General features: G+C 68.2%; 10 protein-coding genes. 3 read left to right on the top strand and 7 right to left on the bottom strand.

The genetic code is table 11. The features are described 5' to 3' along the window. Positions 1 to 112: 112 nt before the first annotated feature. The 6 genes from alc to SK803_RS33570 are packed head-to-tail and all read right to left on the bottom strand — an operon-like array spanning position 113 to position 6,700. A complete protein-coding gene (gene alc, locus SK803_RS33545; RefSeq protein ID WP_319970188.1) occupies positions 113 to 1,105 on the bottom strand; it encodes an allantoicase in 993 nt (330 codons plus the stop codon). Beyond that, positions 1,102 to 2,391 (bottom strand): allantoinase AllB, encoded by a 1,290-nt coding sequence (allB, locus tag SK803_RS33550; RefSeq protein WP_319970189.1) that lies wholly within the window; start codon positions 2,389 to 2,391, stop codon positions 1,102 to 1,104. The genes alc and allB overlap by 4 nt, the downstream gene beginning before the upstream one ends. A gap of 5 nt (positions 2,392 to 2,396) precedes the next feature. Beyond that, positions 2,397 to 3,401 (bottom strand): glycerate kinase, encoded by a 1,005-nt coding sequence (locus SK803_RS33555; RefSeq protein WP_319970190.1) that lies wholly within the window; start codon positions 3,399 to 3,401, stop codon positions 2,397 to 2,399. Continuing rightward, the gene (gcl, locus tag SK803_RS33560; protein WP_319970191.1) at positions 3,398 to 5,098 is read right to left on the bottom strand and encodes a glyoxylate carboligase; all 1,701 of its coding nucleotides are present in this window, start codon (positions 5,096 to 5,098) and stop codon (positions 3,398 to 3,400) included. The genes SK803_RS33555 and gcl overlap by 4 nt, the downstream gene beginning before the upstream one ends. A gap of 1 nt (position 5,099) precedes the next feature. After that, complete coding sequence (locus SK803_RS33565) at positions 5,100 to 5,957, bottom strand: NAD(P)-dependent oxidoreductase (protein ID WP_319970192.1); 858 nt, start codon at positions 5,955 to 5,957, stop codon at positions 5,100 to 5,102. Continuing rightward, complete coding sequence (locus SK803_RS33570; protein WP_319970193.1) at positions 5,954 to 6,700, bottom strand: hydroxypyruvate isomerase family protein; 747 nt, start codon at positions 6,698 to 6,700, stop codon at positions 5,954 to 5,956. The genes SK803_RS33565 and SK803_RS33570 overlap by 4 nt, the downstream gene beginning before the upstream one ends. Positions 6,701 to 6,783: 83 nt before the next feature. Between SK803_RS33570 and uraD the strand changes: the two genes are divergently transcribed. After that, positions 6,784 to 7,305: a 2-oxo-4-hydroxy-4-carboxy-5-ureidoimidazoline decarboxylase gene (gene uraD / locus SK803_RS33575; protein WP_319970195.1), complete on the top strand. Its 522-nt coding sequence runs from the start codon at positions 6,784 to 6,786 to the stop codon at positions 7,303 to 7,305. A 4-nt stretch (positions 7,306 to 7,309) separates the two neighbouring features. Next, positions 7,310 to 8,188, top strand: coding sequence for a factor-independent urate hydroxylase (gene pucL / locus SK803_RS33580; RefSeq protein ID WP_319970196.1), 879 nt, complete (start codon positions 7,310 to 7,312; stop codon positions 8,186 to 8,188). Here pucL and SK803_RS33585 read toward each other — a convergent pair. Then, complete coding sequence (locus SK803_RS33585; RefSeq protein WP_319970197.1) at positions 8,115 to 9,395, bottom strand: FAD-dependent oxidoreductase; 1,281 nt, start codon at positions 9,393 to 9,395, stop codon at positions 8,115 to 8,117. The two genes, pucL and SK803_RS33585, sit on opposite strands and share 74 nt — an antisense overlap. Positions 9,396 to 9,465: 70 nt before the next feature. On the opposite strand from SK803_RS33585, the gene SK803_RS33590 reads away from it, so the two are divergent. After that, positions 9,466 to 12,714, top strand: a complete 3,249-nt coding sequence (locus SK803_RS33590; protein WP_319970198.1) for an NACHT domain-containing protein — start codon at positions 9,466 to 9,468, stop codon at positions 12,712 to 12,714. The last annotated feature ends 1 nt before the right edge of the window (position 12,715 follow it).

The raw sequence follows: 12,715 nt of genomic DNA on the forward strand, positions 1-12,715 counted from the left end.
ATTTCCTCCCTAGATCCCCGATCTTGCGAGAGGAAACGCTTCCACCGATCGTGTGACGCAGACAACCAACCGAGGTAGGGAAAAGAATCAGACTGTGGTCGTACAACCACCGTCAGTTAGTCGTTTTGGCCCACATAGTCCGCAGGTGTGCTAGGCCGTCACTCGTAGGGGTGCCGAGCACTCGGAGGCGTGCCATGCCTCCGTCGGGATAGATGTCGAGTCGCACCTGAGTTGCCTCGGTGCCGTCCACGACGAACCGGTGCCGCGTGTCGGGCTGCAGCCGGGTGCGCGGCAGCAGGTCGAACCACGCCTCCGGGTCCTTGCGCTCGTCGCAGCCGCTGACCGACGCCCAGCCCGGCGCGTTGCCCTTGAAGTGGCTGGTGTCGAGCTCGACCAGCTGCACGACGCCGGGTGCGGCGAGCCGCAGCGACACCCAGTCGTTGCCGTCGTCACGCCGGCGCGCGGTCTCCCAGCCCTCACCCATGACCGTGGCCTGACCAGGGGAGATGAGGTTGTTGGGCGAGCTGTAGAACATGTTGCTGCACCCGGTGACGACCGCGCCGTTCTCCAGCGCGGCGAGGTCGATGCCGCCCACGAGCAGACGCGGGTCGGCGAGCGGTTCGCCGTGCACGCGCAGTCGGGCGACACCGCCGTCGGGGTCGATGGTCAGGCGTACGTGTGTGACGCGGCGTCCTTCGCGCACGTCGAAGTAGTGCTTCTCGTCGCCCTTGAGTGCGGAGCGTTCGACCAACGGGAACCACTCGGTGATCTCGTCGGCGGACGGATAGCCGTCGACCTGAGCGCCTTCGACCCAGCAGAACGGCGGGTAGTTGCCCTTGAAGAACGCCGTGTCGACGACGACTCCGCGCACGACACCCGGCATGCCGAGCCGGATCACCGCCTGGTCGACGCCGGCCTCACGGCGGCGGCGGGTCTCCCAGCCGTCGTAGACCTGGCCTTTGTGGCCGAAGGTGTAGGTCTGGTAGACCGGCTCGGCGGGCTTGATCAGGTTCTCCCGCTCGGCGAACAGCTCGTCGTTCGCCCACACCACACCGCCTCCGACCGCGCGCGAGGCGAGATCGGGCAGCCGGGTCCACTCGGTCATGCTTCTCCTCTGCGTAGCAACTTGCCCTGTGTCGTACTGATTTCCTTGCCACGCAACCACGTCTGACGCACAACGCCGTGCAGCGTGCGGCCGTGGTACGGCGTGACGGGGTTGCGGTGGTGGAGCTTGTTCTTGTCCACCACGAAAGTCTCGTCCGGGGCGAACACCACGAGGTCCGCGTCCCTGCCCGGTTCGATGGCCCCCTTGGTCTCCAGCCCGACCTGACGCGCCGGGTGCACGGCCATCCAGCGGACGACGTCGGTGAGCTGGAAGCCCCGCTCCCGCGCCCCCGTCCACACCGCGGGCAGGCCGAGTTGCAGTGACGCGATACCGCCCCACGCCGTGGCGAAGTCGCCTTCCTTCAGCTCGACCGTGCTCGGCGAGTGATCGCTGACGACCAGTTCGATCACGCCCTCGCGCAGCCCCTGCCACAACGCCTCGCGGTTCGCGGCCTCGCGGATCGGCGGGCAGCACTTGAACTCCGTCTGCCCGTCGTGGATCTCCTCGGCGGTGAACGTGAGGTAGTGCGGGCAGGTCTCGGCGGTCACGGGGAGCCGGTCGCGGTGCGCGCCCTCGATGATGTGCAACGCGTCCGACGACGACAGGTGCAGCACGTGCGTGCGAGCGCCGGTCTTGCGGGTCAGCTCGACGACATCGGCGATCGCCCGGTTCTCGGCCTCGCGCGGCCGTGAGGCGAGGAACCCCGCGTAGTCAGGTTCGGCGTCACGAACCGTGTGCGCGTCCTCGGCGTGCACGATCGTCAACGCGTCGAGCGTGGCCAGTTCCTTGAGTGCCGCTTCGAGCTCAGCCTTGGTCACCGCGGGGAACTCGTCGACGCCCGAGTGCAGCAGGAAGCACTTGAAGCCGAAGACGCCGGCCTCGTGCAACGGCTTCAGGTCGGCGAGGTTGCCGGGGATGATCCCGCCCCAGAACCCGACGTCCACCGACACGTTCGCCGCGGCCTTGCGCTTGATCTCCAGCGCCGCCACCTCGACCGTGGGCGGGATGCTGTTGAGCGGCATGTCGATGATCGTGGTGACACCGCCGGCGGCAGCGGCTCTCGTCGCCGTCTCGAAGCCCTCCCACTCGCTGCGGCCGGGGTCGTTGACGTGCACGTGCGTGTCGACCAGGCCAGGCAACAGCACCTCGTCGTCCGAGAGGTGCATGACGTTCGGTGAGTCGATGAACGGCTCGACGGCGACGATCCGGCCGTCGACCACACCGACGTCGCAGGCGATCTCGCCCTGGGGGGTGATGACCCTGCGGGCGCGGAAGACCAGGTCCATGTCCCTCACTCTGACACCCAGTCGCGGGCGATGCGACCGCCGAGAACGCCCAGGAGCGAATCGGCCAGGGCCATGCACCGCGTGACGTCCGGTTCGACGTCCAGCAGCGCGTAGGCGGCCTTCAGCCCCAGGTCGCCGGGTTCGATCGAGCACCGACCTGCCACCGCGACCACCGGCACGTCCCCGGAGGCCCTGACCACCCCGTACGGCGCCTTGCCGTGCCGGGTCTGCGCGTCCAGCGATCCCTCGCCGGTGATCACCAACGACGCCCCGGCGACGGCCTCGGCGAATCCGGCCAGCTCCAGCACCACCTCGATGCCCGGCCGGAACCTCGCGCCGAGCACCGCCAACGCCGCGAACCCGATCCCGCCGGCCGCACCGGCTCCCGGACGTGACGCGTACTCCGGCCCGATCCGCCGGGCGAACGCTTCGAGCCGGGCTTCGAGGATCTCCACCTGTTCGGGTGATGCACCCTTCTGCGGCCCGTAGACCGCCGCCGCACCGGAAGGACCGAGCAGCGGGTTGTCCACGTCCGAGGCCAGCACCAGGTCGACGTCGGCGAACGACGCCTTGCCCAGCGCCTCCAGCATCCCGGCGCCGCCGTCCGTGCACGCGCTGCCGCCCAGCCCGAGCACGATCGTGGTGCAGCCGATGTCCAGCGCGGCCTTCAGCAGCTCACCGACCCCGTGGCTGGTGGCGTCCAGAGGCGCGGGCCGGTCCAGCAAGGTCAGCCCGGCCGCCGACGCCACCTCGACCACGGCCGTCGTGCCGCGGACGGCGAACGACGCGGGCACCGGCGCGCCGGCCGGGCCGGTGACCCAGCGCCCCACCTTCAGGAACCCGGCGGCGACGGCGGCGTCGACGGTGCCGTCGCCGCCGTCCGCCACCGGGAGAAGGCGCACGTCCACGTCCGGGACCGCCTCCCGCAGGCCGCGCGCGACGGCGGCAGCGACCTGCGGGGCGGTGAGCGATCCCTTGAACTTGTCCGGCGCGACGACGACTCGTGTCACGGGAGCGGCTCGAATTCCTTCATCGCGGCGATCGACGTGCCGTTCGCGGTGTTGCCCTCGCGTTCGATCATGATCTCCACGAGCACCGGCCTGGAGGTCCTGTCGGCCTCCTTGCGCGCCCACTCCAGCGAGCCGCGGATCTCGCCGGGATCGGCCACGCGGATGCCGGAGCAGCCGTACGCCTCCATGATCTTGACGTTGTCCGAGCCGCTGGTGTCGTAGTGGATGTCGACCTCGTACTTCATGTCGTAGCCGCCGTGGTCCTCCGCCATCCGGATCAGGCCGAGGTACTCGTTGTTCAGCATGATCAGCACGAACGGCACGTCGTACTGGGCGCCGACCGCGAGCTCCTCCACGAGGAACTGGAACGAGTAGTCGCCGACGATGCCGACGACCTCGGCGTCCGGCCGCGCCTTCTTCACGCCGATCGCCGCCGGGATCTCCCAGCCGAGCGGACCGGCCTGGCCGCAGACCTGGTAGTGCCGCGGCTTGTGCGCCTTCTGGTGCTGACCGGACCAGATCTGGTAGAGCCCGATGGCCGTGACGAAGTAGGTGTCAGGACCGTAGAAGTCGTTGATCTCCTTGAACACCCGCGGTGCCTTGACCGGCACGGTGTCGAAGTCCTCACGCCGCAACAGGGTCCGCTTGAGCTCCTGGCAGCGGTCGACCCACTCGCCGGCCGCGCGCGGTCCACGTGCACGTGCTTTTTCGAGGAGTGCCTGCAAGAACAGCTTGGTGTCGGCCACGATCCCGAGGTCCGGGCCGAACACCTTGCCGATCTGGGTCGGTTCGACGTCGACGTGGATGAACTTCCGGTCGCCGCGGTAGGTGTCGAGGTCACCGGTGTGCCGGTCGCCGAACCGCGCGCCCAGCGCCAGCACCAGATCCGACTCCAGGAACGACGCGTTGCCGTAGCGCTGCGAGGTCTGGATGCCCGTCATCCCCGCGTAGAGCGGGTGGTCCTCGTCGATCGCGCCCTTGCCCATCAGCGTGGCCTGGATCGGGATCTGCACCAGCTCGGCCAGCTCCAGCAGCTCATCAGACGCCTCGCCGAGGATGACACCGCCACCGGCGAGCAGCAGTGGGCGTTCGGCGGCGAACAGCATCTCCAGCGCGCGCTCGACCCGTGCGTCGGACGGCACGCTTTTGGGGACGGGCAACGGTTCGTCGATGCTCGAATCCCACTCGATCTCCTGCTTCTGCACGTCGATCGGCAGGTCGATCAGGACCGGGCCCGGCCGTCCCGAGCGGGCGATCCGGAACGCCTCGCGGAAGATCCACGGCATCTGCGCGGCTTCCTTGACCTGCACCGCCCACTTCGTGACGGGGGCTGCGATCGAGACGATGTCGACGGCCTGGAACGCCTCCTGGTGCAGCTTCGACACCGCCGCCTGGCCGGTGATGCACAGGATCGGCACGGAGTCGGCCTGCGCGGTGTACAAGCCAGTGATCATGTTCGTGCCGGCGGGACCGGACGTGCCGATCGCGACACCGACGTTGCCGGTCGTGCGCGACCAGCCGTCGGCCATGTGCGTGGCACCCTCCTCGTGCCGCACGATCAGGTGCTCGATCGAACCGTCCTGCTCCATCGCCTTGTACAGCGGCAGGATCGCGGCGCCGGGGCAGCCGAACACGGTGTCGATGCCCTCGGACTTGAGGACCTCGACGACCGCCTGCATGACTGGGATCTTCGGCATTTCAGGCCCTTCCCGCGAAGTTCTCGATGACCTTGAGCAGCGCGGAGTGGTCGAGCGACCCGTAACCCTGCGCGCGTGCCGCCGCGACCAGTGCGGCGATCTGGTTGGTGACCGGCAGCGCGACGTCGGCGGCGCGCGCCGCGTCCAGTGCGATGCCCATGTCCTTGTGGTGCAGGTCGATCCGGAAGCCGGGCTGGAACTCGCGCGCGATCATGGACTCGCGCTTGAGGTCGAGGATCCGGTTCGCCGCGAGACCGCCCGCGAGCACGTCGAGGCCCGCCTTCGGGTCGACGCCGGACGCCTCCAGCAGCACGATCGACTCGGCGACCAGGGCGTAGACGCCGCCGACCATCAGCTGGTTCGCGGCCTTCACCACCTGGCCGGCGCCGTGTGGTCCGACGTGGACGATCGTCCTGCCGACGACCTCCAGGAACGGCCTGGCGGCGGCGAAGTCGGCCTCGTTGCCGCCGACCATGATGCTCAGGGACGCCTGGACCGCACCGGTCTGGCCGCCGCTGACCGGCGCGTCGAGCACGCGGACGTTCGACAGCTTCCGCGCGATCTCGATCGACGTGGACGGCCGGATCGTGCTCATGTCGATCAGCAACGTGCCGTCGTCGAACGTGACCTCGTCGATCACCGCTTCGACCTGCGGGTGGTTCGGCAGCATCGTGATGACGACCTCGGCGCCGCTCACGGCCTCCTGGGCGGATGCCGCTGCCTTGCCGCCGTCGGAGACGAGCTTCTCCAGCGAGGCGGAGCTGAGGTCGAAGCCCGTCACGTCGTGCCCGGCGGCTACGAGGTGGGCGGCCATCGGGCTGCCCATGATGCCGAGTCCGATGAAACCGATCCTGGTCATGCTTGATCCCTCCAAGCGAAGGAGTGGGTGACGGGCTTGTACTCGGCGCCGACGAAGCCCGTGTAGCCGTTGGCGCGGAGCTTCGCGAGATGCCCGAAGATGTCGAGCTCGCCGGTGCCGGGCTCACCGCGTCCGGGAGCGTCGGCGATCTGCACGTGACCGATGAGGTCGACGTGGTCGGCGAGGATGTCGAGGTCGTCGCCGTTCGTGGCGAGGTGGTAGAGGTCGGCGAGCAGCTTCACGTTGCCGCGGTCGATCTCTTCGATGACGTCGAACGCCTGTTCGGCGGTCTTGATCGGGTACTTGGGCGCGCCGCTGAGCGGCTCGATGACGACCTGCGCGCCGGCCTCGGCCGCGATGTCGGCGGCGAAGCGGTAGTTCGAGATGGTCTGCGCGGTGGTCTCGAAGTTGCCGTGCAGCGCGTTGAGCGTGCGGCAGCCGAGGCGGGCCGCGATGGCGACGGTGATCTCGACGTTCGTCCGGAACTCGGTCTCCCTGCCGGGCCAGGACGTGAGCCCGCGATCACCCGCCGGCATGTCGCCCGCGTAGAAGTTGAGGCCGACCAGGCGCACCCCGGCGTCCTCCACGGCGCTCTCGAACGCCTCGATCTCGCGTGTCTCGGGTACGGCGTCCGCGAAGGGCCACCAGATCTCGACCGCGTCGAACCCGGCGGCGCGCGCCGCTTGCGGGCGTTCCAGCAACGGCAGCTCGGTGAAGAGCATGGACAGGTTTGCGTCGAACATCTCGGGCGATTCCTTCCACATTGCGGAAGTTAGATTCCGTACAACGGAGACACTAGACATCTCGCGCGGCCCAGGTCAAGAATGTGGAAGTTAGATTCCGCGATACAGAAACTTGGAGAGACGTGGAGAGCTTCAACAGCGCCCCGGAGGCCGAACTTCGACCTCTGCTCACCGAGTGCCTCGCGGTACCCCGCTGGGTCGACGCGATGGTGGCGGGCAGGCCCTACGCGTCGATGGATGCACTCCTCGCGGCTTCTTCGGTTGCCGCACAAGGACTTTCCGACGAGGAGGTGCTCGGCGCGATCGCCGGGCACCCGCGCATCGGCGAACGACAGAAGACAGGTGGGGTGTCGGCGAGGTGGTCGCGGTCCGAACAGTCCGGTGTGGACAGCTCCCAGGCTGATCGCCTGGCGGCTGCGAACGCCGCGTACGAGGATCGGTTCGGGCACATCTACCTGGTGTGCGCGACCGGCCTGAGCGGCGCGGAAATGCTCGGCAACCTGTCCTCACGGATGGACAACCCGCCGGAGGTCGAGCTCCGCGTCGTCAACGACGAACTCGCGAAGATCGCCGCGTTGCGGCTGCAGAAGCTGATCGGGAGCTGATCACATGGCCATCGTCCTGGGCCCCAACCAGTACGGAAAAGCCGAGAACCGCCTCGTCACGGTGTCGCGCAACGGTTCCGTGCACACGATCAAAGACCTGACCGTCAGCACCTCGCTGCGCGGGGACCTCGCCGACACGCACCTGACCGGCGACAACGCCAAGGTGCTCGCCACGGACACGCAGAAGAACACCGTCTACGCGTTCGCCAAGGAAGCACCGGTCGGCGAGATCGAGGACTTCGCGCTGCGCCTGGGCCGGCACTTCGTCGGCACGCAGGAGGCCATTTCCGGCGCGCGGATCCTGATCGACGAGCACGCCTGGGAGCGCATCGACGGCCACGACCACGCGTTCTCGCAGGGATCGAACGAGAAGCGCACCACCGCCGTGACGATCGAGGGCTCACAGGCGTGGGTGGTGTCCGGCGTGCGCGACCTCGTGGTGCTGAAGTCGACCGGGTCGGAGTTCCACGGCTACCCGAAGGACCCGTACACGACGCTGAAGGAGACCACCGACCGCATCCTCGCGACGTCGGTGACGGCCCGCTGGCGTTACGCGGGCACCGACGTGGACTGGGCGAAGTCGTTCACCGAGATCCGGTCGATCATGCTGAAGACGTTCGCGGACAAGCATTCCCTGTCGTTGCAGCAGACGCTGTACGCGATGGGCGAGGCCGTGCTCAACGCCCGCTCGGAGGTCGCCGAGGTACGCCTGTCCATGCCGAACAAGCACCACTTCCTGGTGGACCTCAGCGCGTTCGGGCTGGAGAACGACAACGAGGTCTTCTACGCCGCGGACCGCCCGTACGGCCTCATCGAAGGCTCGATCCTCCGGGACGACGCGCCGGACGCCGGTCTTGCCTGGAGTACTTTGCCAGCCTTCTGAACACCACCGGGTTGAACAGGCTCGCCGGCGAGGCGACCATGTGCACGACCCTGACGAAGCGGCGGAACAGGTCGGGGTCGTGCACGATCCCGGCCTGCCACTTCTTGAGGTACCAGCCGAACACGCCGCCGCGTTTGGTCTCCGCCCAGCTGCGGTCGGCGTTGCTGGACATCGCCCACGTCCCTTGCGCTGCCTTCGCGACCTTGCGCTGGAACGCCCGGCAGCCCTCGGCGCTGAAGTCGTCGTGCTGCCGGAACAACAGCGCCTCCATCGCCGCCACGGTCATGCCCTGCCCGTACACGGGGTTGAACGCGCACACCGCGTCGCCCACCGCCACCAGCCCGCCGGGCCAGTTCGCCGTGGCCTCGAAAGCGTTGCGGCGACTGGCGGTGCGGGCGAACAGGTAGACCGGCGTGAGCGGCTCGGCCTCGGCGAGCAGCTCCGAGATCGGCACCCGCAACGAGTCCAGGAACTCCTGGTAGCCGTCGAGGTCCCGTGGCGCGTGATCGTCGGCGGCGCCCTGCGCGGTGACCATCAGCCGGTCACCCTCGATGCGCATCACCGCACAGCCACGCGTGATGTCCGGAGCGGACAGACTTTGGGCGTACACCACGGGAAAGTCCTTCGGCGCGGTGTAGATCCGGGTCGCGTACCCGGTGCGGGAGTCGACCACCTCGGGTTCCGGCGCCGTGATCCCCGCCTCGGCGAGCCAGGCCGCCAGCTTCGACGACCGGCCGGACGCGTCGACGACCAGGTCCGCCTCGATCCTGCCGTCCCGCGTGAGCACGCCGTCCACGTCGCCGCCGCGGAACGACAGCCCGGTGACGTGCACGTCGTCCACGATCTTCGCGGTGACGCGGCGCCGCATGGCGGTCTCCAGCAACGGGCGGCTCAACGACAGCAGCGGCAGACCGGTGTGCGTCGTGGCCAGCCAACCAGACGAGTTGAGGATCCGCATGTCCCCCGCGTCGGCCAGTGGCGCCCCTGCCGCCACGAGCTCCGCGCGCAGCCCCGGGAACAGCCCCTCCATGAGCTCGCCACCGCGCACGAGCAACCCGTGCACGTGCCTGCCCTGCGGCACACCCGAGCGGTACTCGGGTTCGTCGGACAGCTTGTCCCGTTCCAGGACAACGACATCGTGAGACTCGCCCAGCACACGAGCCGCCAGCAAGCCGGCGATTCCCCCGCCTATCACCACGGCCTTCATGGGCCCATTGAACCCGAACGGCGCATCGCGGCGCGGTAACAGCCCGAATCAGCGCCACGATCTGGTGGGCGTGACCTCACCTGGCAGATCCCGGCGAGACGTTCTGCTGAGCCTCGCCCGTTTCGCGGTCGTGCTCGTCAGCCTCGGGGTCTTCGTCACGCTGCTGACGCGGTCGTTGCAGGACAACGACTCCTACGCCAGCATCCTGTCGGGCATCGCCACGATCGTCACGCTGTTCCTCGCTCTGTTCGACCACCTGCGCAGGCAGGACGCCGTGCCGCTGGTGGACGAGGCGATCGAAGACCTGCGGATGCGATTGCTCACCGAGTGGGAGCCCGAACTCCGCAACCGGGTGCAGCGTTCTCCCCACGAGCGCACGATTCCGCTCGAGTGGCGGAAGTACGGCGGGACGGGCCCGTCACCACTCGACGGCAGGTTCGAGGGCGACCCCGACGAGGCGGCGAAGCAGCTGGCCCGGCGGTTCGACCAGCCCGCGGGCAAGAAGCGGATGGTCGTGCTCGGGGAGCCGGGCGCGGGCAAGACGTTCATCGCGATCGCGCTGGCGGTCGGGCTGCTCCGGCACTGGAGCGAGGCCAAACCAATTGCGGTGTACCTCTCGATGTCGTCGTGGGATCCGGTCGTCGACAGCCTCGACGACTGGATCATCGACACCATCGCTAACACCTACTACTCCGGAGCACACCACACACCGGCGAAGCTGCTCACGGCTCGGCGGCTGCTGCCTGTGCTCGACGGGCTCGATGAACTGCCAGAACACCTGCGGCGTCTTGCTGTCCGGCGCATCAACGACACACTCACGGGCGACCGGACACTCGTCGTCACCTGCCGCACCGCCGAGTACGAGGACGTGCTCACGGGCGGCGCTCCCGCGCTTCTCCGCGCCCCTGCCGTCGAGGTGCTCCCGGTGACGCCCAGGGACGTTCTCAGCCGCCTGAAAGCGGTTCCCGCCTGGGCTGATGTCGTGCGTCATATCGAGAAACGCCCGATCGGACCGCTCGCGACCGCGTTGAGCACACCGCTGATGCTCTCGCTGTTCACCGCCACCTACCTCGATCGCGATCCCACCGAACTGCTCGACGAGACGAAGTTCGGCAGCAGGCACTCCGTCGAGGACCACATCGTCGACATGCGGCTGGACACCGCCCGCCCGGCGCAACGATCTGGCTCCGGATGGTCGCCGCAGCAGGCCAGGAAGTGGCTGACCTTCCTCGCCCAGCACATGCACGAGCACGACGAACGGGACATCACCTGGCGCAAGCTCGCATATCGCGCGGGTTCTGCGGCGACACCGCTGGTCGTGGCCGTCGTCCTGGGTGGGTTCCTGCTGCTCCTGACGTCAGCCGCGCTGCCCTCGAAAGAACGTTTCGGCCTGTTGATCAGCCAACGAACGACCCCCGTCTCGCTGCTGACCGACAAGTCACCGTGGACGTCGGTGGTCCTGGGCGCGATCGGGGCGGCCACGTGGCTGGCCTTCCGGCGCCGCCCTCTGCCGCGAGCACGTCCCGACCAGGCCCGCCGGCGCGTGCGCGGTTTCTACCGAGGCATGACCGTCGGCTTCGTCGCGGTGCTCGTCCCGGGCTTCGTGCTCGTTCTCGTGGCCACGGACGCGAACCTGTACTCCGCCGGAGGAGTGATCGAGACCTCCTCCCTCTTCTGCTCGACAACGGCGTTGGCGCTCGTGTCCGGTCTGGGTATCGGCCTGCACGAGATGCTCGTCGAACACGCCGCGGCCACACGCGTCGCCGCCACCGCGCGACAGGACCTGCGACAGGAAAGAATCTCGACCTTCCTGGCCGCGACCACCGCGGGTCTGGTCATCGGCTCACTCGCTGTCCTGAGCACCACGATCACCCTGGAGTTCGGCGCACATGTCGGGCAACGGCTCGCCCGGTCGATGGGGTTGAACACCGTCACCGACCTCGAGATGCCGCCCTGGGGCGACGGCCAGGCCTGGGTGGCGGTGAACTACACCGAGATGTTCGGAGCCAGTGCGCTCGTCGCGATCCTGTTCGCACTCATGCTGTCGGCAACCCGAGCATGGCCTCGCCTGGTGATGACAAGGGCGAAACTCGTGGTGGGCCACCGCCTTCCGTGGAGCTATCGGCAGTTCGTCAGCGACGCGACGCAGCTCGGCCTGCTGCGCCGTTCCGGCAGCGCACACCAGTTCGGCCACGTGCTGCTCCAGGAAAGGCTCGTCGCCACAGCGGCGCGCGGCGGACCGGCGCACGGTCGCCCCTGGCCTCGGATCATCGGAATCGGTGCCACCGCACTGCTCCTATTCACGCTCGTCGCTGGTGCAGCGTGGTCGGGGAGGCCCGCACCGTGCCGTGTGACCGGCTGGGCCGAAGTCGACGCTCGCATGACACGCGCGGCGATCGGTCAGGACAGCGCGTGCTTCGCGCGGATCGACCTGCAGGATTGGGAACGAGACCTGCAACGAGGTCTGGCCAACGCCCAGGTCCTGGCGGACATCAAGGCACAGCAGTCACAGGCCATGGATTCCATCAGGTCCGGATACGGCGCCGTGTCCATCGTCGGCGAGTTCGATCTGATGCCGCCGACCGAGTGGCACGAAGTCCTGGTGGGCATCGCCGCGGCCCAGCAGGTGAGCAGGGGCACCGTCAGCATCTCGTTCGTCTACGCCGATCTGGAGGGGAACGACGGCCCGGAAGCCGCCGATCTGCTCGACCTCTTCCTGCAGAGAGCGTGGCAGGACTCAGTATTGCGGGGGACCCGGATCTACGGTTACTCGGCAGTGGCCTTGGACGTCGCGTCGTCGCGCGTAATAGGTGAGGGAAACACCTCGACTCAAGTCGTCTCGCTGAACGACGAAGACTTCCGCGCACGGGCTAGGGAACAGGGCGATCGTGCCGCGCTGACCTGGCTGAACCGACCGAAGACGAAAGCGGAGCTCGTACCACCCGCCGAGGCTCTCGTCGATGACGTCGAGGCCGATCTCTGCACGGATTTGAGGGCCGCCCGTCGACTCGGGCTGAGTTTCGACCTGCGGCGCGCACAGCTGACTTCGAAGCTGCTCAACGACATGGCGGAGTGCGACGGAGCAGCCGTGCTGGTCAAGCCGGAGGACGTGCCCGCGCTGGCATCACTGCCTAACCGCCCGCGCGAAGTGAAAATCAACTACGTGAAGGACCAATCGGAGACCGTCGCAGGGGACTGCACGAGGGCACTGGGGGCAAACCCGAGCGTCCGGAGCATGAAGTCGTGCGTGGCAGTGGTGGCCGCCAACGAGTCGTTCCGCGTTGCCGTGGAACAACTTCCCAATCCGGAAGTCTCCTGAG

Source organism: Lentzea miocenica, assembly GCF_033949945.1.
Classification (GTDB): domain Bacteria; phylum Actinomycetota; class Actinomycetes; order Mycobacteriales; family Pseudonocardiaceae; genus Lentzea; species Lentzea miocenica.